The sequence below is a fragment of the Desulfobacter sp. genome, from assembly GCA_028768545.1.
In the GTDB taxonomy this organism is placed as follows: domain Bacteria; phylum Desulfobacterota; class Desulfobacteria; order Desulfobacterales; family Desulfobacteraceae; genus Desulfobacter.
Map to the genome: position 1 here is coordinate 1,413,912 of CP054838.1, position 22,661 is coordinate 1,436,572.

Sequence of the window (22,661 nt, forward strand, 5' to 3'; positions counted from 1 at the left end):
AATGGCAAGCACTATTTATAACCTCTTGCATATTTAGCTCATATGATCGGTTTTAAGGGAACATTTTGTTAGCCCGCATATTTCACAAAGCGTTTTTTCCTTAGCTGCAAGGCACAGACCGAGAAGCTGTAGTCCTTTACTGCGAGCGGACTGTAACCCAGCAGATGAGGTAAAACGCTTTGCCCGGAGGGTGATGTTTCGTAGAATGTAAAACGACACAACCAATTGTAATAATATAACTTTTTGGCAAAACACTTAAAATTTCATGAAATATTCGGGTTAGGCTTTCGCCAGGGCTTCGCCTGTGCCAGGGGATCTTGCAAGGAAATTCTTTGAAAATCACCTTTCATGGGGTATACTATCCGCCATGAAAACATGGTTTGCAAAATGGGTGGTTTCCCTGATGATCATTTCCGGGTGGGTTATTTTCCCGAATCCAGGGCAATGCCGTGACAAGGAAATTCTTTCCCAGGCCGTGATGTGCACAGCCATCGAGACATTCAAACCCGTGGACCCGGCCGTGGTTTTTTCCATCTCCCGGGGAGAGGTTTTTTGTTTTTCACGATTTGACCCGGTCCTGGAGAAAACACATATCTTCCACCGGTGGTATAAGCGGGACAAGCTTATTTTTACCATGAAGCTGACCCTTTCTCCTCCCAAATGGTCTTCGTTCAGCAGGATACAGATCCGGGATGCGGACAAGGGACCCTGGCGGGTGGAAATTCTTGATGACCAGGACCAACTGATGCAAACCCTAAGATTCAGCATGACGGACTGATCTGCCCATGGAACAATTCCTATACGATTTTCCGGGATTTCGCTGGCAGGATCTGGTGGATATCCTTTTGAATGCCTATATTCTGTTCAGGCTTTATGTGCTGTTCAGGGGAACCAATGTGTTCAGGGTGCTTCTGGCCGTATGCCTGCTCTGGATCGTCAGCCGGTTTGCCTCTTTTTTAGGGCTCATTATTACCAACTGGGCCATGCAGGGGGTGATTACGGCAGCCACCTTCGTAATTATCATTGTGTTTAGAAATGAGATTTCCAGTGTGGTCAGGACACGGAATTTAAAGTCTTTTTTCTGGGGGATTCCAAGGCACCAGGTCAATACCCCCATAGAGATTGTTGTCGACAGTGTGAGGGATTTGGCCGAAAAAAAGATCGGTGCCCTGATTGTACTTCCGTTAAAACAGGGGCTGGACTCTTTTGTCAGAAGCGGGATCACCCTTAACGGGAAATTGTCAAAAGAGGCGTTGGTCAGTATTTTCTGGCCGGATAATCCCCTCCATGACGGGGCCGCTATTATCCAGGGGAACCGGATTACCCGGGCCGGTGTGATTCTTCCCCTGTCCCAGAAAAGAGATCTTGACACAAGTTACGGGACCCGTCACAGGGCCGCCCTGGGGTTGACCGAACTTACAGATGCCATTGTGATCGTGGTCTCTGAAGAGCGCGGTAAGATCTCGGTGCTGGAAAAAAACAGATTCCATTCCATTGGACAGGCCTCGGACATTCAGGCGGTTTTTAAAGACCATGCCGGAGAAGATCCTAAAAAAAGGGGGCTGAAACGTCAGACACGGGAACTGGCCCTTGCCGGGATGATCTGTCTTGTGTGCACCATTGGAATCTGGTATGTATTTTCAAGGGGAATGTCGACCCTGTCCACCCATGAAGTTCCCATTGAGTTTATCAAGCCTGATCCCAAACTTCAAATCACCCAGGTCTCTGCATCAGAGGCCAAGCTGCTGATTTCCGGAGCACTGCCCCTGATCAAGGCCCTGGATCCGGGACAGATCAATATTAAACTGATCCTGCCTGATTCAGGGGCGGGTAATAAAGTATTGCCCATTTCCCCAAAGGATGTCATGCTCCCTCCGGGTATCCAGCTTAAAAAGATTGAGCCGGCCCAGGTTAAAATTACCCTGGACGCCCTGGTGGAAAAAGAACTTCCCATCCAGCCCGACTGGAAGGGGAAACTGCCCAAAGGATTTATTATGGTCCGGGCAAGAACTATTCCTCCTGTCGTACAGGTCAAGGGCGGAGCCCTGGCCTTAAACCATGTCTCGACCATTTTTACAGAAAAGATTTTTTTGGACACCCTAAGGGATTCGGGCACAATAAAAGTGGGACTGGTGCTGGATTCGCCAGCCATGAAGGTTGAAACCGGCACCCGGGTTCAGGTTCAGTATTTTATATCCAAGAGCAACCCTGCAATTTAATCGACATTCATAAAGGACAAGAGATAACCTTAAGGTTAAGGACATCATTCATGGGCAAGGCAAATATCCTGGGACATACCCACAATTTAAGGATTTTATCCATTTCTGATTTTATTGAGAAGGACTTGACCCGGGATATTGAGAACAAGGATCTTCCGCCCATTGATCTGGTCCTTTCCTGCGGTGACATGGATCCTGAATACCTGTCATTCTTGCGGGACCGGCTGGACGCCCCCTTGTACTACATCAAGGGGAATCATGATATCAGATATACCCTGTCCAACCCAGTGGGGTGTGAAAATATTCATGCCAGGGTGGTCAGGGCAGGATCTTTGAATATTTTGGGCCTTGAAGGGTCTATGTGGTATAATGGGGGACCCAATCAATATACCGAAGCCATGATGAAAAAAATTATCTTTTGGCTGGGGTTTCAGATTTGGCGTAAAAAACCCATCCACATGGTGGTTGCCCATGCCTCTCCCCGTTATGTTCATGACAGAGAAGACTTATGTCACCGGGGTTTTGAATGTTTTAACCGGATGATGGCAAAGCTTCAACCTGATTATTTTATCCATGGGCATGTCCATGAGGCGTTTGAAGGGTTTGAACAGAGAATCACCCAAGTCAACCGGACAAAGGTGATCAACACCTGCGGCCATATTATTATTGAGGTCTGAGTATGATGAAATTTTTAAAAAACCTGTTTGATTCCAAGTCCAGAAATTCGGACAATGACCATGTTTCTTCCTTTAATGAGCAGCAGGCTGAAGAAGAGGACGTGGAATTTGTTGAGCACGGTCTCAAGACCATTCCCATGGACCAGATTACGGGCAGCGTGGGAAAATATTATGATTTTGATTCCAGGTTCAGGCCTAAAAAATATGTGTCAGGCAAGCGGTTCAGTGATATTAAACGGATCATGCGGGAAGGCGGCAGTCTGCCGCCGGTGAATCTTTACCAGATCCGCAATGACTATTATGTCCTGGACGGCAACCATCGGGTGGCCGCGGCCAAGGAGTTGGGATGGAGCGAGATCCAGGCCAAGGTGGTCGAGCTCTTGTCCGGTAAAAACACGATGGAAAATCTGATTTACATTGAAAGAAAGAAATTTTTTGAAAAAACCGGACTCAAGCAGACCATAGATCTCACCGAGGTGGGAAAGTATAATTTTCTGGAAAAACAGATCAAAAAGCATCAGCTTTACCTGGCATCCCAGTCCGGCAGGGACTGTGACCTGAAAAAAGCGGCCAGGGACTGGTATAATACGATTTTTGTCCCCCTGACCGCCATTATATCTTCAGGCGGTCTGCTGGCCTATTTTCCCGGAAGAAGTATTGCTGACCTTTACACCTATATTTCCTATTATCATTGGAACCGCAGCACCAACCGAAAATACGGCATCGGAATTGACCAGCTCATCCCCAAAAGCATGGAGGGGTTTAGAAAATCCATGCTCGAGAAAAATACCCCTGACTATCCTGAAATGAAGCGGACCATTACCGCCTTTATTTTTATCAATATCGGGGCCACAGAAGAGATGCAGATTCTGGACTCTCTGTATGCCTTGGATGAGGTTCAGGAGGTGCACTCGGTTCACGGCACCATTGATATCCTGGTTAAAGTGGTCCTGAAAAGGGATTTTCTGGCCTCCGATGCAGAAACCATTGCCGAGTTTGTGGATCAGAATATCAGGCGGCTTGAAGGCATTAACCGGACCCAGACCATTATTCCGGGCATATCCAAGGTGAAGATGGGATTTTAAAACCTGATGGCGTCGTAAAAAGGGGATTGCCGAGAAAGGGCGAAGGTACGGCAACCGGATATTGTGGATACAAAACGCAAAAAGGGCCGACGACCCAATGGATCGTCGGCCCTTTTATGTATCCTGGTGGATATTTACAAAGGGGTGTTGGGAACAAGATCCCAGATTCCGCAGGGGCAGGCCCCTTTGCAGAATCCGCACCCAATGCATTTGTCCCCGTCCACCACATATTCAAATCCGGTTTTGGTCTCTTGCCGGCTGATGGCCGCTTCTGGGCAGACTGCCACACAGATGCCGCAGTCCCGGCAGTTTCCGCAGGAGGCACAGTCCTCACCGCAGCTGTCCAGGGCAGCGGTCTCTTTTCTGGGGTCGTAATAGGCCAGAGAGACCCGTTGTTTGTCGATCATGGGCAGCTGTGATGCCTGATCCGGTGCCTTGCCCCGGATGATCTGGTCAATGGAAAAGGCCGCTTTTTTCCCTGCGCCGATGGCTTCGGTGATAAGACCTATGCCCACGACATCTCCAATGGCAAATACCCTTGAATCCGAGGTCTGGCAGTTTTGGTCCACTTTGACAAACCCGTTTTCCGTGACCAGTTCGTCTCCGAGAAAGGCAAGATCCGGCACATCCCCGATGGAGATCACCACCGTGTCAGCCGCTAAACGTTCCCCGTCTGCAAGCGTTACCCCTTTGGCTGTGATTTCTTTGGTAAACAAGGGCCAGCGAAATTTAGCTCCGCATTTTTCGGCATCTTCTTTTTCCTTGCCAAATGCCGCAGGTTTTTGGACATCAATCAGGGTGATGTCCCGGGCCCCTAACCGATGTGCCTCTGTTGCCACATCACAGCCGACATTGCCTGCCCCGATGATAAGAATCTTTTTTCCGGGGTGAACCTTGTCCTGTTTGGCCTGTTCCAGAAAATCATTGGCAGAGAGCGCTCTTTTGATCCCCTTCACCGGAAGTGTCCTGGGTTTTTTTGCCCCGGCCGCAACAATGGTGAAATCATAGTGATTTTTGATTTTGTAAAAAAGGGCGGCCGTGATTTTCTGTTCTGTGCGGATGTCCTGGATAAAGGATTTGACCCGGGCAAGTTCTGAATCCAGGGTCTTAGAGGGTACTCTGGATTCGGGAATTACCGAGGCGATTTTTCCGCCAATGGTCTTGCCTGTCTCAAACAGGGTCGGGGTGTGGCCCTTGAGGGTCAAATGCCAGGCCGCGGAAATACCGCCCGGGCCGGCCCCGATGACCGCCACCTTTTTTTTGCTTTTTCTGGCGGGTTTGGGCGGTTTGATATCCTGCCCTGCCCGACCCAGCAGCCGTACGTCAATGGGACTCATATAGGCTGAGTTCCGGGTGCAGGAGGCCATGCAGGGGCTGGGGCAGAGATACCCGCAAACCGTGGCCGGAAAGGGGGTGTGCTCAAGGCCCATGGAAATGGCCTCGTCAATATTATCGGCCCTGACCATGGCCCAGCGGTCCTGGACCGGAATGCCTGTGGGGCAGGCGGCCTGGCAGGGGGACGTATACCGGCCCTGTTCCCACACCGGTACGTACCGGCGGTTGTTTCCTTTGGCAATGAGGGGGATGGTTCCTTTTTCCGTCTCCTGAAGATCTCCGATAAGACCGCCTCGTCCAAGTTCAGCATCCCAGATCTGGTCCCTGAACCATGACATGGCAGGATGGCTGGTCCCTTGGGTTTTCTCCTGGGGGGTCTTTGAGGTAAACAGCCGCCAGTCTCGTCTGTTGGACATGTGTTCAAACAGATCCTGTTTTTGAATCTTGTCCAGAAAATTTTTGATATGGGTCCGAAGCCATTTCCAGTCCTTGTCTGCCAGGGGAATTTCTTTGGCATCTTTTTTGGAATACCCTTTTGCATTTCCCCGGAGAAAAACCTGGCCCCCCACCATACCCACCAGGGGGCGGTAGCCTAAGAGTTCTTCCCGATTTTCGCACCCATGGCCGCAGATCACGGCAATGCCGCCGGCCATGAATTCTCCGAAATAATCTCCTGCAGACCCCAGCACCCATAGTTCAGGGGGATCAAACCGGGGATTCCGCTTGGTCATGGTCATGCCCCGGGCGCCAATGGATCCGCCCACAAAGACTTTTCCCTGGGCCGCACCGTTCATGACCCCGTTGGAGGCGTTTCCATGGACAATGATCTGGGCGCCTGCATTGAGCCATCCAATATCGTCCGAGGCAGGTCCCATGATTTCAATTTCAGTGTTGGCGTTGCCCAAAGAGCCTGTACGCTGGCCTGAGTGGCCGATGATCCGGATTTGGGTTTTTTCTGTGCCTGCATCCCAGAGCCGTCCGCCAATACCGTGCTGGCCAAATGCCTGGACCTCGAGTTTCCGGTTCCCCCGGCTGATATGCTGGTGGATGATCTCTTCAAGAACCCTGGAAGGGATTCGTTTTTCGTCTCTTTTTCCTGCTATAAATATATAATCGCTTTTTTTCATGGCAGCCTCCTTTTACACCACATACTTGATACTGAGGCGGTCAGCAATGGCTTTATCGTCAATCCCCAGGGCATCGGACATACCGATGGGCAGGGAGGTGGAGCGGCCTAATGGGGCCACAATCTTTTTAAGCTCCGTGTCAAAGGAGACAAAGAGATCCACAATGCGCTGGGCCACATCTTCCGGGTCCAGCCGTCTGTAAAGTCTTGGATCCTGGGAGGTGATGCCCTTGGGGCATATCCCTAAATTGCAGACATTGCACCGGTCTTCTTCTGTTCCCACGCAGCCGGCCGCTGCCTGCATCACATATTTTCCGATCTGGACGCCCGAGGCGCCGAGCATGATCAAGGCTGCGGCATTGGCGGCGATATTGCCGTTTTTGCCGATACCCCCCCCGGCAAATATGGGCACTTCATTCTGCATGCCGATTTTGGTCAGGTTCAGATAGTTGTCCCGAATGCAAGAGGCGATGGGATGTCCCATGTGATCCATGGATACGGAATAGGCCGCCCCTGTTCCCCCGTCTTCACCGTCAATGGCAAGGCCCGAGGCATAGTCGTTTCTGGTTAGGTTGTTGAGCACGGCCAAAGAGGTGGATGAGGCGGATATTTTCGGGTATACCGGCACCCTGAATCCCCAGGCCATGGACATGGACAAAATCATTTTGGCCACGGATTCTTCAATGGAATACTGGGTCTGGTGGGTGGGGGGAGAGGGCAGGCTCACGCCTGGGGGCACGCCCCGGATGGCGGCAATGAGCTTATTGACCTTATGCCACATCAAGAGTCCGCCGTCCCCGGGTTTGGCACCCTGGCCGTATTTGATCTCAATGGCGCAGGGGTCTTCTTTCATATGGGGGATGGCATGGATGATCTCGTCCCAGCCAAAATAGCCCGAGGCAATCTGGAGGATGACATATTTTAAAAACCGGGAACGCAAAAGGCGCGGGGGGCATCCCCCTTCACCCGTGCACACGCGTACGGGCATGCCCATTTCCTCATTCAGGTAGGCCACTCCCATCTGAAGTCCCTCCCACATGGTGGGGGACAGGGCACCAAATGACATCCCCCCGATGATGAGGGGATAGATCTCCCTGACCGGCGGGATCCAGCCCTTTGTCTTGAGCCGTTTCATGTTCTCACTCGGGGAGAGCACCCGCCCTAAAAGGGTTCGCATTTCAAACTCGTGGCGGCCGGCATCCAGGGCCGGGTCCGTGAGCATGGAGATCCGGGTGAACTTGATCCGGTCAAGCACTGAGCCCGAGGCATTCCGTCTGCCGCCGCGGCGGCGGGGAACACCCTTTTGATTGATATGAAATTTCATCCGGTCCAGGCCTGGGTTTTTCACCGGGCGGATGGCATCGTTGGGGCAGGCCAGGGTGCACATGGCGCAGCCGATACAGGCATTTGCAACGGATGTTTTCTGGCGGATGCCGTAAAATTGATCATATTGGTTGGACTGTTCAGCCCCCGGTTTGACAGATGTTTTGATGATCCGTTTCTGGAAGGTGACAAGTTCAATGGCTTTGACCGGACAAACTGCTGTACACTGGCCGCAGAGGGTGCATCGGTCATTATTGTATTCGATCTGCCAGGGCAGATCATTCAGGCTTAAAGCGGAAGGTTCAAGGCTTGTGTTTGACGACATATATCTACCTCCTGGCGTTCAGGGCTTACAATGGCTGTATCAAGGTGCATGGGTTGAATATCTTTGGACTTGTCCCGGTCCGGAAGCACGGCATCCAGGCCGCAGATTTCCGAGGAAAAACCATAGAGGCCGGGTTTACCGCCCACGACCCCGGGCCGCAGTTTTTTTCTGTCCTGAACCATGAACATGGAATGGTCGGGCAGGGTGCCGATGACGCAGTTAGGGCCGTCAATGATCAGGGGGCGGCAGCTTTTTTTCAAATGGGATAAAAACTCATGGTCCGGGTGGGCTTCAAGATCTTGTTGCTGAAGGGGGGTGATCACATGCTTGTATGCATCAATGCCCAAGTCCAGCTCTTCCATGGAATAGTGGAGGATGTGGGCAAAGACCTCGGAATCGGATTGGTAACCTGAATATCCCGGGATGTCCCTGGATGAGAGAAAGTCCTTGATGGGAATAAAGGCGGTATTTTCTCCGTTGGTCATGGTGCAATACCCCTTAATAAAAAAGGGATGGCAGGCATAGAGGTTAATGGCATAGTTGGTGTTCTGCCGTCCCTGTGCCATGATGACCCGGGCGTGCAGCTCTTTTCTGTCCAGGCCCAGATAGTCGGCCAGCTGCATGGGATCGCCGATCTCTTTGATCATAATGGTGTCCGGCCAAAAGGAAAAAACGATCATGTCCTTTTTTTCTTCTCCCATTTCCCTGATTTTAAGACGGATTTTCAATAGCCTGTCTGCCAGTTCTTCCGGGTCCAGATTTTCCCAGCCTTCGGGCAGTTCATAGGCGCGGATCAGATAAAGATCGCGTTTTGGAATACCTTTTGCCCCCTGCTTTGGGGGTTTTAAAGAGATTTTATATTTGGTTAAAAACCCTTTGTCCATCATGAACAGGTCCAGGCGACGGATTCCTTCTTCGCTGAAAATACCCGAAAGAATCGGGGCATCTTTCATCTCTTCAAAGGGCTCGCCAAGATCCTGAAGCAGCAGGCCCACCCCGGAACCGTCATGCCCCTCTTTCATTACGTCCAGGGCTTTGATGGCCAACATGGGGGATACGGGATCCTTGCTGGTAAGTGCAAACAGACGACACATATATACACTCCTAAAATCTTTGTAAACAAGTTGCAGCTGCCGTTGTCCCAATCTGGTAAAAAAGGGGTCGGCGGCACAGCCCAGGGGCTGCTGACAAAATTTCGAACTTTCAAGTGTAAAGACAGAGTCCTGCCCTGTCAATCATTTTTATTGTTTTTCAGGGGGTTAGGTGTAGAATCGAACCTAAAGGTGGTTTTGTAAATCTTAAAATTTGCCCCATAAAATTAGGGATTCCCTGGAAATACATATTTATGTTTTGTGAAATCATAAATATGCAAGAGAATCTTAAGGTCCGGGGATGATGTAATTTTATTAAAAATTATTTAAATTTACTCAGACTGAACTCCCATGGGTATGGAAAATCCAGCATTTTTATAAAGTTTTTGGATTTTAACAAGGTCCTGTTCAAGGGTCGGGCCTGGATGAATTTTTCCCAGCCACCGGGTTTTTTTTGCATTATTGTCCAGGTACCAGCAGATGATGGGAATATCTGCGCCCTTGGCAATATACCAGAACCCGGTTTTAATGGCAGCGACATTTTTCCTGGTTCCTTCGGGGACCAGGGCCACGACCAGTTCCTGTCGCTGATTAAACTCATAAACAACGCTGTCCACAAATCCATGGGCCTTGTCACGCTTTACCGGCATTCCCCCAAGGCTTTTGAGCAACAGGGACATGGGGAAAAAAAACCAGGAGGACTTGACCAAAAGCCGTGCATTGACCCGGGCAAGCTTGATATAGGTCAGGGCGCGTACCGTATCCATATTGGCAGTGTGGGGAAACCCGATGACCACGGCTTTTTTTTCCCAATAGGGAGGCAAGGGCTCATAGGTCCAACCCATGAGAAAATAGACCAGTTTTCCTGTCCAGCTGAGGATGAGTGGAAATGGATTAGTGATGGTGGCCACACCCGCCCTCTTTTTTATTCTTTTTTTCCTGGCATAGGTCAAACATGTGGAAGAGTTTGAGTTCTCCTTTTTCATACAGGTCCAGGTTCTGGGCCACAGTCTCGGCTTGAGCTGCATATATTTTGATGCCTTCGCCGTGGAGTCCCCGCTGGGATCCGTCCCCGATACATTTTGTGACCACGGCCGTGACCCCTGAATCTTTGTCTATGAACTTTGTCTTGCAGGAGGTTGCGCCTGCGGCTTTTTTATTGGCGATCACCTGGATGTCACGGGTGTCCATATCCACAATCATGAATGCCTTTGCAACGCCGAAATGCTCGTTGACCCGGCTTTGAATCCCCTTATCTTCCTCGACTGGAAATGCAATTTTCATATTTCCTCCTTAAACCTTATTTTAAATATCATATCTGAAACTTGACCATATGATAAGGCCTTAATTTCAACTTGCAAGGCGAATGAAAATTCGCATCTTTCACCAAAAGATTTATCGCTGGCGAATTTTTGAAATTTACATGCCGTGGCCAGTGTGCTATTCTTTATCCCAGGGTTGATAGCCTAAAGGTCATAACGCAAAAAAAATGAGCTAAAAGATGAACACGGTTGAATTCAGAGCCCTTGGGCTTATGCACTCAAACAGATTAACCTAAAAAAAATTCGTACGAAAATTAGCATTGCGGGGATTTTTTCCGGCTGGACATTTTACAGGAGGGGTATGATGAAGCTCAAAATCGGAGCAAAAGTCAATCTTTTGGTCGTTCTTGCCTTAATTCTGGTGGGCGGTGTGTCTCTGTTTTTTTCCATTTCTGCATTAAAGGGAGAAGGTGAACTTGCCGTCCAACAATACAGCACAGACATGATGAAGGAAAAGCGCTTTCAGATCCGGGATCTGGTCAATTCCGCCTTTACCATTGCCAAAGAGCGGTTGGATGCCTCCATGGACAAGGATGCCATTCGAAAGGAATACGGGGATCAGGTTATGGCTGCGGTGAACCAGGCGGTTGCCGTGTTTGAGGCCATGGACGATGGGGCGTATACAGATTTTACAGAACAGAAAGAAGCTGCCATTGCCATTATTGACAAGATGCGCTGGGGAACTGACGGGAAAGGGTATTTCTGGATTCAGGATACAGACGGTCTCATGGTCCACCACCCCATTAAACCCGCCTTGAATAAGAAAAATCTTTTGGGAATGAAGGATCCGGACGGAAAGCTTTTTTTCAAAGAAATGGATCGGGTTGCCAAAGAACAAACGGCCGGGTTTGTGGATTATAAATGGCCAAAGCCCGGGTTTGAAAAGCCCCAGGACAAGATATCCTATGTCAAGCTGTACAAACCCTGGAATTGGATTATCGGCACCGGGGTATACCTTGAATCCACTGAAGAGCAGGCCCAGGCAAATGCCCTGAGAAGCATCGGTTCCATCCGTTACGGCGAAAAGGGCGCAGGTTATTTTTTCATCTATGATTCCAAGGGCAAGTGTATCCTTTTGCCGCCAAAACCCGAGCGCCAGGGGAAAAATTTTTGGGATCTTCAGGACGCCAAAGGCAATTATTTGATCCGGGATCTGGTCAAGGCGGGCAACTCAGCACCTGAAGGGGGATTTTTCAAGTACTATTTTCCCAAACCAGGTTCTGATGCGGATTTGGCCAAGACCTCTTTTATCCGAAAACTCGGGCCCTGGGACTGGTACGTGGGCACAGGGATTTATACCGATGATATAGACGCGGTGGTGGCCAAAGAAAAGCAGATGATAGAGGCCTTTATCTCGGGCGCCATCATGAAGACCAGCCTTGCCATTTTGGGTAGTATCATTTTTTCTCTGGCGGTCTCCTATTTTGTCATTGCAAAGGGGGTGGTGGGTCCCATCCGGCGCATTATTGATATGCTCAAGGATATCGCCCATGGAGAGGGGGATTTGACCCGCCGGATTACAGACACCTCCGGGGATGAAACCCAGGAGCTGGCCGAATATTTTAATATGTTTGTGGAAAATGTTCAGTCCATGATTTCAAGGATCAAGGGAGATACTGAAACCTTGACCGGATCCTCTTCTGAACTTGCCTTGCTTTCCGACCAGATGAATTTATCCGCCACAGATACCTCGGGCCGGTCGGAATCCGTGGCTGCAGCTTCCGAAGAGATGAGCACCAACATGAACTCCATGGCCGCGGCCATGGAAGAGGCTTCCACCAATATCAATATGGTGTCGGCAGCTGCCGAAGAGATGACGGCCACCATTACGGAAATTGCACAGAATGCGGAAAATGCCCGCCAGATCACCACAGATGCGGTGGGACAGGCTGAACATGCCACGACCTAGGTGGATGAACTCGGGGTCTCTGCCAAAGAGATTTTTACGGTGGTGGAAACCATTACCGATATTTCTTCCCAGGTCAACCTTCTGGCCCTGAATGCGACCATTGAGGCGGCCCGGGCAGGGGACGCAGGTAAAGGCTTTGCCGTGGTGGCCAATGAAATCAAGGATCTGGCCAGTCAGACAGCGGAAGCCTCCAATGCGATCAAAGAAAAGGTCTCGGGCATCCAGGCCTCCACCCAAGGGACGATTACAGAGATTTTATCCATTACCAAAGTGGTTTCGGAGATCAATGAGATTGTGTCCACCATTGCCGCGGCCGTGGAAGAACAGTCCGCCACCACAGGGGAAATTGCCGAAAACGTATCCCAGGCCTCTTTGGGGATTTCCGAGGTGAATGAGAACATTGCCCAGGGGGCGTCCGCCTCCCAGGGTGTCTCCCAGGACGTGGCCCAGGTCACCGATGCCGCAGCAAAGATTGCCGATTCAAGCGCCCAGGTCAAGAACAGGGCCAATTCCCTGTCCGAGATGATGGCCAAGTTTAAGGTCTGATGGGAGATTTTCAGAGCCTGAATTTAGGGCTGTTTTTGCCTCATCTGCTGGGTTAGAATCCGTTCGCAGTATAGGAACGACAGCGTCCCGGCCCTTGCCGCTAAGGCAAAATTGTTTTGCGAAATATCCAGGATAGCCGGCAATGAATTTTAAATTAAAAATAGGCGGCAGCCCCCGGGCTGCCGCCTTGAATTAAAGCAACCCCTTTAAATTTTTCAAAAGCGTTTAGGTGTAAAGGGTTTCAATTTTTTCTTCGTAATTGTCTATGATGATATTCTTTTTGAGTTTGAATGTCGGGGTCATCATATTGTTTTCAATGGTGAACTCCGGCACCAGGGCCACCTTTTTAATGGTTTCAAAGGAGGCCAGTTCCTGGTTCCTGTCTGCCACTTCTTTATCAATTAAATCCTTGATTTTCGGTTGGGTCAGCAGATCTGCATAGCTTGAATGGGGGATCTGGTTATCCCGGGCATAGGCGGTTATGTTTTCTTCGTCCAGGGTGGCCACGGCAGACAAATACTTGCGTTTGTCTCCCACCACGCAGAACTGGTTGATGTATTTGGAGGTCACCATGATCCCCTCAATTCGGGAGGGTGCAATGTTTTTACCGCCGGCAGTGATGATGAGGTCTTTTTTTCTCCCGGTGATTTTGAGTACATTGTTTTTGTCAATGGATCCTAAATCACCGGTTTTAAGCCACCCGTCTTCGGTAAAGTTGTCTTGGGTTTCATCGGGCATTTTATAGTACTCTTTCATCACGTTCCTGCCCTTGAACAGCACCTCTCCGTCGTCGGTGATCTTATGGAAAATGCCTGCCCCGGGAGGGCCGACCACGCCGAAATCATAGTCATCAATGCGGTTGACATTGGAAAAAGAGGTGTTTTCGGTCATGCCCAGGCCTTCCAGGATAAGCAGGCCTGCGCCATGGAAAAATCTTGCAATTTCAGGGTTGAGCGGCGCTGCCCCTGAAATGCACCATTTTACATTGCCGCCCAGGGCGTTTTGGATTTTTGAAAAGATGAGCTTGTTGGCAATTTTGTATTTGAGGGAAAGACCTGCTGGAATGGGTTTTTTGGCCACCTTGAGTTGGCTGACCTCGGCACCCACGGCGCAGACCCAGTTAAAGAGCTTTAAGGCCAGGCCGCCCTTGGCCTCCACCCCGGAGATGATTTTGGTATGGATTTTCTCAAACACCTTGGGCACGGAGATGAACCAATGGGGGGAGGCAAGCCCGAAATCGTTCAGCAGGGTGTTGATGCTCCTGGCAAAGGAGGTCCGGTTTCCTGTCCTGACCCCTGTATAACAGCAGGTCCTGGCAAAGACATGGGCCAGGGGAAGAAATAAAAACATATCTTCGCCGTCAAAAAATTTTCCGCTCTGGTAGACGGACTGGCAGGTGTAGGTCAGGTTGTCATGGGTGAGAACCACGCCTTTGGGCACGCCTGTGGTACCGGAGGTGTAAACCAGTCCGGCGGTATCTTTGGCCGTCACCTTTTGGGTCCGGGCCTGAAATACCCCTTCATCAATCCCCTTGCCCAGGTCTAAGAATTCATCATAGGTAATGACCCAGTCGTCATTTTTATACTCCCCGTTAAAGAGGATCACTTTTCTGATGTTTGGGATCTCTTGTCTGATTTCCAGAAGCTTGTCCAGCTGGTCCAGGTTTTCGGCAAAGACCAGCACTGCATCTGAATGGTTGATGATATATTGGCAGTCCTGGGGCAGATTGGATTGATAGATGCCCACGGTGCCGACACCCACGCTCATATTCCCAACATCGGTCAGGACCCATCTATAGCAGGTATAGCTTAATATATTGACCTTGTCCCCATGGTCTAGTCCCAGGGCAATTAAACTTTTGGAAACCGATTTAACCTGGTCGTAAAATTCCTGCCAGGTAACGGATGAGGCTTTTCCATTTTCATCAAACCATCGATAGGCGGGTGATTTTGCATATTGATCAACGGTTTCACTGAGCATTTGATGAAAATTGGCATAATCCTTAAACTGCATAACTCCTCCTGTAATCCAGATGTAATGGTGATAATCCATGCGTTTTTATGGGGCCTGGGCATTGGGTTCTGCTATGGGGTCACAACTCTCTCCTTTTGGGTCGGGGGTTTTTCCTAATAAACAACATTATTTAATAAAAAACAAGTTTTGGATTGCCATAGTGGCCATAAATTTTCAGGGGATGAATTTAAACCTGAAAATTCGTCCCACCCTGTTGACAGGGAGGGGACGGAATCGTATATTGTGACTGGCGGTCACAACTAATTTTAGGGGGAATATGGGGATTTCAGACCGAAAAGACAGGGATTTTAAACAAAGGGAAGCCGATATTATCAAGGCGGCCTTTGATCTGTTCAGCCACAAAGGGGTTGAATCCACCACCATTGATATGATTGCCGAACGGGCAGAGGTGGGAAAAGGAACGATTTACAAGCATTTTAAAGGCAAGAATGATATTTTTGCCTGCCTGGTGATTCGTCAGAGTCAGGATTTGATCCATACCCTGCACCAGATGGACCAGTCAGCACCGGTTCTGGCCAGGATAAAGAAGATGATCCGTATTTTCTGGCAGTCCCATGCCCGGGATATGGTGACCTTTGAAGTGGGCCGAAAATGCCACCAAATGATGGTGCTGGAAGATCTTCCCTTTCATATCCAGGCGGAGTACAACCGGCTGAACGATGAGAAAAAAGCCTTTGCCAGGGCATTGTTCCAGCAGGCCATTGATGAGCAAATTTTCAGGGATGCTGATGTGGACAACATGATTGTGGCTTCCATGGGGCTTTATATGGGCATGCTGGATTTGGCTCTGGAAGAGGATGTTTTGCCCTCGGAAGAGTTGTATGAAATATTGAAGAGTATTATATTTAAAGGGTTTATGCGGTGACACCCGCCTGGGTGTCATTTTTTTTGGTGATTTTGTGACCATCAGTCACAAAATCACCGAAAGTCACAATCCCCGTAAAGAAAGGAAAATCCATGGTCATCAGGGTTCTTAAATTCTGGGTCACCCGTTATCCTGTCCCGGTGCTGGTATTGCTTGCAGGCTTATCCCTGCTGGCCGGTCTGGCCCTGCCGGATCTTGACACGGACCCATCTCCTGAACTGCTGGCGCCGGACCATGAGAGCCGCCTGGCCGTGGACCGGTTAAGGGGTGATTTTACCGGCGCCAACAACGGGATCATTGTCATGCTCTCTGTCCAGGGCACGGACCAGGATACGGTGTTCAATGCCCATACCCTGGAACGGGTCCGGGCATTGACTTTAGCCTTTGAGTCCATTCATCTGATCAGTCAACAGGACCGGGATGCCCTGGCTGCTGAGGCCCTGGCTGCGCCATTGCCCATCCAAAAGATGGCCCTTGGCCTGGCTACAGCCCCTGTGAATGAAGATACCTGGCTGGAGGTGGATGAACTTTTGGAAACCCTTGCCTTTGCGGATCCGCCCCTGCCAAAGCTTGACGCCTTGGTCTCTGCATGGCCTGAAAAGCTCAGTCCTGTAAAAAAGGTCAGCTCTTTGGCTGCAACGGACAATATCCTGGCAAGGGCGGGGCGGCTTGAGGTCGCTCCCATCTACGAGAGGGTTCCCCAGGATGCGGCCGGCCTGGACCGGATAAAAAAAGAGGTGGGGTCCAATGATCTTTTTTCAGGACTTCTGGTTTCCAACCAGGGCCGCAACACCAGCATTAATATTGAACTTGCCCTGGACGAGGGTGCGGTAAAAGAGCGGTACCAGGTTTATTCCCAGGTGTCAGCCCTTGTGGAATCAAAAATTTTGGGGCCTGAAACCCATTATATTGCAGGTTTTCCCGCGGTGACAGCCGCCCTGGGCAAGGCCATGGAAGAGGACAGCAAAACCCTTTTTGCCATTGTTACCCTGATTGTCCTTTCCTGTCTGTACATCAATTTTAAGGGGGTCAAAGGGGTGGTCCTGCCTTTGTCCGTGGTCATGCTCTCTTTGGTGGTCACCTTAGGGGTGATGGCCGCTGTTTTTATTCCTTTGAATGTCATTACCATTTCTCTGCCTGTCTTTGTCCTCTCCATCGGGGTGGCCGACGGAATCCACATGTTTTCAGAATACCAGGATCACATTGACCAGGGCCTTGACAAGGAGTCAGCCGTCTGCCGGACCCTGGATCATTTAACCATGCCCGTGATCATGACCTCCATGACAACCGGGGCGGCTTTTTTTGCCATTTCCATCACCCGGATTGTTCAGGTCAAGTACTGCGGGCTTTTTGTCTGTCTCGGGGCATTGGTGGCCATGGTTTTTTCCCTTTTATTCATCCCCTCTCTTCTGGTCTGCCTGCCCCAAAAAAAGAGGCCGCACCCAGGCCAAAGAAAGCAGGGGGAAAAAAAGGCATATGAGCGGATTTTGATCCGAATGACCCGATGGGTGGTCAAACGGCCCGTGCAGACCACTCTTTTTTCCGGGCTTGTTTTTGTTGTTTTTCTGGCCGGGGCCCTGCAGGTTAGGGTGGACAATAATACCGTGGCGTTTTTTAAAAAAAAGGCCCCGATTTTTCTCTCATCCCAAGCCTTGAACCGATCCGGGGCAGGATCTGCCCGGATCAATTTTGTGATCCGACTGGACCCGAGTGCTGACAAGATTTCCCAGCCATTTAAACAGCCGGTGAATCTTAGGGCGGTAAACGGATTTATCGATTTTTTAAAGGCCCAGCCCGAAGTGGGCAAGGTCACGGACTTAACCCAGCTTATCCGGCGCATCCATTTTGTCCTCAACGACCAGGATCCTTCCCAGGACCGGCTGCCCGTAGACCCAAACCAGGACCCTGAGTCATCTTGTCTGATTGCACAATTGCTGCTGCTCTATGAAAACGGGGGGGGAGATGTCCTGTCTGACTATGTTGATCCGGCCTATTCCAGTCTGAACGTTTCCACTGTGCTCAGGACCAATTCCTCCAGGGAGACCAAGGCCTTTACAGACCGAACCATGGCCTGGGCCAAAACCCATCTGCCTGGATTGTTTGAGGTGGAAATCACAGGATCTGCAGCTGTGGAGGCCGCCACTACCCGGGAAATCGTACACGGCCAGGTCACAGGTCTCAGCGTCTCTGTTCTGGTGGTTTTGATCATGCTGGGGATCACCTTCCAGAATACGGCCTATACCCTCATTGCCATGATTCCTTTGGTCGGCACCATTGTGATCAATTTCGGGATCATGGGATTTTTTAACATTCCTCTGGATATCGGTACGGCCATTATTGCCAGTGTGGTCATCGGAATCGGGGTGGATTATTCCATCCACTATTTGAGCCGGCTCAAGGCCGGTCTTTCCCGGGGCATGACATTTGAACAGGCCTTGGAAGATACGGTCTCCCATTCGGGCAAGGCCATTGTTTCCAATGCGCTGACCGTGGGGTTGGGGTTTGTTGCCCTCTGGTTTGCCTTTCTTACCCCTTTGATCGTCATGGGCTGGCTGATTACCCTGACCATGGTGGTCAGCGCTTTGGCCGCACTGGTACTTCTGCCGGTGATGGTCTGTCTTGTTTTTAAATTATCTGTTCATCCCCGGGCCCGTGTCCAGGAGCCTGGAAGACTCAAAGGAGAACCTGATCATGAATTTTAAATTGGCCTTGTCTGTTTTTTTGACCCTCGGGCTATCCCTGGCCTCTGGCCTGCCCGCATATTCTGAAGATCTGCCCCTCACCCCATCCCAGGTCATGGAAGCGGTTGACACAAGAGAGGACGGAGATACCCTGATGATTCTCATTGATAAACACAAGAATCAGCGCATCCGTTCCATTAAAAGCATCCGCAAGGATGTGGGCCCGGACACCAAAGGGATATTGTTTTTTTTGAGCCCGGCTGATGTGAGAAACACTGCCTATATGTCCTTTGACTGGGAAGACCATACCAAGGAGGATGATTCCTGGCTCTTTCTGCCGGCGCTTGGCCAGGGCTCACGCATGTAAATATTGTAAAGTGCCTATAGTTTTGATTGGTTCAAGTATCATCCAAACATAACTTCCTCCAGATATTTGATATCCATAGCAGCATTCAACCTTTTGGTTTTTACACTCCCTTTAAATGTCTTATTGTTCCGTAATAAATTTAATGCAATGTGCCGAATCGCTGCAAAATTCTCAGGAGAGTTCCCCTTTCTGACTCTGCTTTCGTCTTCACGGAACGCAATATCCAATACCCAATGCACTGAATTTTCAATTCCCCAATGCCTCCTGACAGCATTACCAAAAATATTGGGGTCGCTATCCAGGCTCGATATATAATATCGCTTTTCATGACTGATCTGGCCGTCCATTTCCCGGGTGGATTCAATCATTCCAATACTTTTCAAACCTTTCCAACTTTTTTTATCTTCAAACCAATCAATATCAGAGGTTATCACAGCCCTGCGCGTTTCGACTCGACCGTGCCCTCCGTCAACACTGGTCTGTTCATTAAACTGGTACCCCTGATTTTTCATTTCTTCCATTTTATTGAAAAAAAGTACCGCTTCATCATGCAAGGTTTTATGATTTTCTTTCAGGGCAAGGACATAGTCACACCCTTTGTTTATTATGGTTTCAGCGATTTTCTTTTGAGTGCCCATGGCATCAATGGTTATAATGCAGCCCGAGATATCTAAAAGTTTTAAAAGATTTGGAATGGCCGTAATTTCATTTGATTTTTCTTCGGTTTTTAATTGCCCTAAAACCACTTTATTAGACGAAGCCCACGCACTGATCATATGAATGGCTTTCTTATCATTGGAGGTATCGTGTGAACGCCTTAGAGTTTTGCCGTCGATTGCAATGACTTGACCTTTGGTCATCTTTGCAACCGACTGAACCCAGTGCATAAAACTGCTCTGAAATTCATTCGGGTTCATCCTTTCAAAAATTCTGCCAAAGGTGTCATGGGAGGGTATCCCATGGGGAAGGCTTAGAAATTTTGACAACCACCTTTTTCTCTTTTTGCCAAAGTTTTCAATTTGCTCATAAGTGTCTGCGCCAGCAACTACCGCACAAATTGCGATGATGACGACATCAATTAAATTATGAAGCTTATTGTGGTGTCTGGGGTCCTGAATATTGTCAAAAAAAGTTTCAAGAGATTTTTTTTCGTTCATTGGCAACTCCTTGTGTTTATTGCCATATATATCGTATCTGTGCAGCGATGTCTAGGAAAATTTTGTTCGATGCTCATATACTATAGCAAGCCAGGAGAGCCAGGCTGGGATAGGGTGAAGGGGGTGGAGTGGCGTAAATGAGCGGCCCGCCAGGACGGCATAGGTCCGATCATTTCCGCTTCTTAAGCGGTCAGGACGACCGCTTAAGATTTAACGGAATCCCCCTCACCTATTCCAGCCGGGTAAGGACGAATCTTAATAAAAGTTACATGCGATGACCCTGGGCGCTTGGCAAGGTGAAGCGCATTGCCCCGGGGGACAAATCTTCGGCCTTTATGGGATCGGATTTTTCCTATTCAGACATCAACGGCATGGAAATCAAGGACTGGGACTATAAATTTGCCAAGGAAAACTTTGATTTAAACGGGGTTGAGACCTGGGTGATTTCAGGCCGGCCCAAGGCTGAAGCCAGAAAAAGGGTGGAAGAAGAAACCGGATATTCCAAAATACTGATCTGGGTGCGCAAGGATAATTTTATTGCGGTCAAGGCCAAGTACTGGGTCACCAAAGGGAAAAAAATAAAATATTTTAAGGCCCAAGAGATCAAAAAAATCGACGGCATCCTTACCCCTTTGAAAATGACCATGGTGACCATGGTCAAAGGAAAGGTCAGCCATTCAACCGTTCTGGTCGTTTCAAATCTTCAGTATAATCTGCCCGTACAAGACCATTATTTTACCCCGAGGCGGATGGAACAAGGATTATGATAATTCATGGGAAAAACAATTAAACGCTTAAGGCCGGCCGGGTTGACCATGGCGGTTCTGCTTTTCATTTTCCTTTTAAGGCCTCTCCCCTGCCCGGGTCAGACGGTGTCTGACCTGCCCCAGGCGTATCAGGACAGGACACAAGAGGTGCGAATGGCAATTTCAGGACCAAAATCACAAGAAACGGCTCCGGCTGAAGATGATGATTTTGATATTTTAGATCCCGACCTGGAATCAGGTGATCAGGATCCTTTTGCCGCAGCAGACCAGGCTGCCCTGGATTCAGCCCTGTCGCAAGACCTGTCTCCATTTCATTTTGGCGGGTACCTGGAAATTACCAGTGAACTGGGATTCAACAAGCCGGCAAACAGGCTTTCCTCGCTCAAGCCGTTGGTGTCCCTGGAAAGTGAATACAAGATTTCCCAGGACCATAAGCTTAGGGCAGATTTCAGGGCCTGGGTTGAAACCGCCTACGCTTTCACAGCCAGGGAAGATCCCGGTTCCTGGAGCCAGGATGATAAAAAATGGGATGTTTCAGCCTGGGATTTTTTTCTGGATTCAAGGCTCAATGAACATTTTTCCCTTAGACTGGGCAATCAGATTGTTGCCTGGGGGGAATCCAACTATGCCCAGGTTCTGGACGTGGTCAATCCCAGGGATATGACCCGGCCCGGCCTTATGGAGCTTGAGGATGCCCGCCTGCCTGTTCCGGACGGGGTGGCCTTTAAAGCGGCCCGATCCTTTAACGGCGGAGACTTAAGCCTTGTGGCCTCCCATGTGTATGATCCTTGTCCAATCCTTGACTACCAGGGCATGACCCATGGCGGCACCCTTGTTTTTGTCCCGGTGCTGGAGCGGATGACCAGTATCGGTGTGGGGGCCTCCCTGGTCAGGGATGCGGCCCTGTTCAAATTTGAGACTGCATTTCGAAAGGATCGGGCAGTACAGCGCCGGGATATTTTGGATCAGATTTATTCAGGCCTCCCACAAGACCAGGTTGAGACCTTTGCCCTGCATGACCAGATCGAGGCCCTGGCAGGCCTTGAATTCAGCAAAATTAACGATCTTTTGCTCTTGGCCGAAGTCTCCTGTGTTCACACCCTTTCCCATGATCAGACCCTGAATCAGCCCGAGAATCTTTACACCAGCTATTTTGAGGCCAAATATGAGATGTGGCACAACACCCTGAGCCTGGACCTTTTCTGGGTCTATTTTAATCCGGGTGACGGCCATATCCTCCGTTTGAGCGGGGAGTATGATGTGTATGACAACCTTAAGCTTGAGGCCGGTGTCGCCTTTTACGAGGCCCGGACGGCTGAAGCCCTTATTTATCCCTACAGGGATATGGACCGGTTATTCTGCCGGCTGACCTGGTTTTTTTAATCGTAACTCAGCCGGGTCTGCTCGTCTGTGATCACCTGGGATATCCGGTCCTGCCACAGATCTGAGGTCCAGGTGCCAAGGTCCTTGTGGGTCAGGTAATAGTTCTGGGGAATGGGATGGGTCCCCACCACCACCTCCAGACCGAATTTTGCCGGGATGAATTCACAAAAGGCCTTGATCCTGGGGCAGGGGGGATAGCCCACCACAAGGCCGGTGGCCAGGTGGATGACCTGGGTGTTGTTTTTTTTCATTTCCAGGGGCGCATATTCCACATTTCCGCCGGGACATCCCCCGCAGCTGGTATATCCGGTGATTTGGATTTCTTCGTCCTTATACCGGGCAAATCCCCCTTCACGGTTTTGCATGGCCCTGAGACATTTGCCCCCGGCACAGGTGTGATAGCGGTGGCAGATGATGATGCCGATTCCTTTCATTTTTTCTCCTTTAAT

At 49.8% G+C, this 22,661-nt stretch carries 19 protein-coding genes; 11 read left to right on the plus strand and 8 right to left on the minus strand.

The annotated features are described in order from the left end of the window. Positions 1-367: 367 nt before the first annotated feature. The 4 genes from HUN05_06790 to HUN05_06805 are packed head-to-tail and all read left to right on the plus strand — an operon-like array spanning position 368 to position 3,981. Entirely contained in the window at positions 368-778 is a 411-nt protein-coding gene (locus HUN05_06790; protein WDP84892.1) for a DUF2914 domain-containing protein, read from the plus strand. A 7-nt stretch (positions 779-785) separates the two neighbouring features. Then, positions 786-2,219, plus strand: a complete 1,434-nt coding sequence (locus HUN05_06795) for a TIGR00159 family protein (protein WDP84893.1) — start codon at positions 786-788, stop codon at positions 2,217-2,219. A gap of 50 nt (positions 2,220-2,269) precedes the next feature. Next, positions 2,270-2,896, plus strand: coding sequence for a metallophosphoesterase (locus HUN05_06800; GenBank protein WDP84894.1), 627 nt, complete (start codon positions 2,270-2,272; stop codon positions 2,894-2,896). Positions 2,897-2,898: 2 nt separating this feature from the next. Further along, a complete protein-coding gene (locus HUN05_06805) occupies positions 2,899-3,981 on the plus strand; it encodes a ParB N-terminal domain-containing protein (GenBank protein WDP84895.1) in 1,083 nt (360 codons plus the stop codon). Positions 3,982-4,115: 134 nt separating this feature from the next. Here HUN05_06805 and HUN05_06810 read toward each other — a convergent pair whose 3' ends face one another. The 5 genes from HUN05_06810 to HUN05_06830 form a co-directional block, all read right to left on the minus strand. Beyond that, positions 4,116-6,443 (minus strand): FAD-dependent oxidoreductase, encoded by a 2,328-nt coding sequence (locus HUN05_06810; GenBank protein WDP84896.1) that lies wholly within the window; start codon positions 6,441-6,443, stop codon positions 4,116-4,118. A gap of 12 nt (positions 6,444-6,455) precedes the next feature. Continuing rightward, the gene (locus HUN05_06815) at positions 6,456-8,090 is read right to left on the minus strand and encodes a 4Fe-4S binding protein (protein WDP84897.1); all 1,635 of its coding nucleotides are present in this window, start codon (positions 8,088-8,090) and stop codon (positions 6,456-6,458) included. After that, positions 8,054-9,184: a glutamate synthase gene (locus HUN05_06820; GenBank protein ID WDP84898.1), complete on the minus strand. Its 1,131-nt coding sequence runs from the start codon at positions 9,182-9,184 to the stop codon at positions 8,054-8,056. The genes HUN05_06815 and HUN05_06820 overlap by 37 nt, the downstream gene beginning before the upstream one ends. A 329-nt stretch (positions 9,185-9,513) precedes the next feature. Beyond that, on the minus strand, positions 9,514-10,167 hold the full coding sequence (locus tag HUN05_06825; GenBank protein WDP84899.1) for a 1-acyl-sn-glycerol-3-phosphate acyltransferase: 654 nt from the start codon (positions 10,165-10,167) through the stop codon (positions 9,514-9,516). Continuing rightward, positions 10,076-10,465, minus strand: coding sequence for a NifB/NifX family molybdenum-iron cluster-binding protein (locus HUN05_06830; protein ID WDP84900.1), 390 nt, complete (start codon positions 10,463-10,465; stop codon positions 10,076-10,078). The genes HUN05_06825 and HUN05_06830 overlap by 92 nt, the downstream gene beginning before the upstream one ends. Before the next feature lie 339 nt (positions 10,466-10,804). On the opposite strand from HUN05_06830, the gene HUN05_06835 reads away from it, so the two are divergent. Further along, positions 10,805-12,412 (plus strand): cache domain-containing protein, encoded by a 1,608-nt coding sequence (locus tag HUN05_06835; protein WDP84901.1) that lies wholly within the window; start codon positions 10,805-10,807, stop codon positions 12,410-12,412. Continuing rightward, positions 12,413-12,958, plus strand: a complete 546-nt coding sequence (locus HUN05_06840; GenBank protein ID WDP84902.1) for a hypothetical protein — start codon at positions 12,413-12,415, stop codon at positions 12,956-12,958. Between the two features lie 225 nt (positions 12,959-13,183). On the opposite strand, the gene HUN05_06845 is transcribed toward HUN05_06840, so the two are convergent. Then, positions 13,184-14,971 (minus strand): long-chain fatty acid--CoA ligase, encoded by a 1,788-nt coding sequence (locus HUN05_06845; protein ID WDP84903.1) that lies wholly within the window; start codon positions 14,969-14,971, stop codon positions 13,184-13,186. A 277-nt stretch (positions 14,972-15,248) separates the two neighbouring features. Here HUN05_06845 and HUN05_06850 point away from each other — a divergent pair, with 277 nt between their 5' ends. The 3 genes from HUN05_06850 to HUN05_06860 all read left to right on the plus strand — a co-directional run bounded on the left by HUN05_06850 (position 15,249) and on the right by HUN05_06860 (position 18,905). Further along, positions 15,249-15,857, plus strand: a complete 609-nt coding sequence (locus HUN05_06850) for a TetR/AcrR family transcriptional regulator (protein WDP84904.1) — start codon at positions 15,249-15,251, stop codon at positions 15,855-15,857. Between the two features lie 92 nt (positions 15,858-15,949). Then, positions 15,950-18,559 (plus strand): MMPL family transporter, encoded by a 2,610-nt coding sequence (locus tag HUN05_06855; GenBank protein ID WDP84905.1) that lies wholly within the window; start codon positions 15,950-15,952, stop codon positions 18,557-18,559. Beyond that, entirely contained in the window at positions 18,549-18,905 is a 357-nt protein-coding gene (locus HUN05_06860) for an outer membrane lipoprotein-sorting protein (GenBank protein ID WDP84906.1), read from the plus strand. The genes HUN05_06855 and HUN05_06860 overlap by 11 nt, the downstream gene beginning before the upstream one ends. Before the next feature lie 38 nt (positions 18,906-18,943). Here the strand turns inward: HUN05_06860 and HUN05_06865 are convergent, their stop codons facing one another. After that, entirely contained in the window at positions 18,944-20,062 is a 1,119-nt protein-coding gene (locus HUN05_06865) for an ISAs1 family transposase (protein ID WDP84907.1), read from the minus strand. Positions 20,063-20,358: 296 nt separating this feature from the next. On the opposite strand from HUN05_06865, the gene HUN05_06870 reads away from it, so the two are divergent. Beyond that, entirely contained in the window at positions 20,359-20,829 is a 471-nt protein-coding gene (locus HUN05_06870; protein ID WDP84908.1) for an outer membrane lipoprotein-sorting protein, read from the plus strand. 6 nt (positions 20,830-20,835) lie between these two features. Further along, a complete protein-coding gene (locus HUN05_06875; protein ID WDP84909.1) occupies positions 20,836-22,212 on the plus strand; it encodes a hypothetical protein in 1,377 nt (458 codons plus the stop codon). Here the strand turns inward: HUN05_06875 and HUN05_06880 are convergent. Further along, positions 22,209-22,646, minus strand: coding sequence for a CGGC domain-containing protein (locus HUN05_06880; protein WDP84910.1), 438 nt, complete (start codon positions 22,644-22,646; stop codon positions 22,209-22,211). The two genes, HUN05_06875 and HUN05_06880, sit on opposite strands and share 4 nt — an antisense overlap. Between the last annotated feature and the right edge of the window lie 15 nt (positions 22,647-22,661).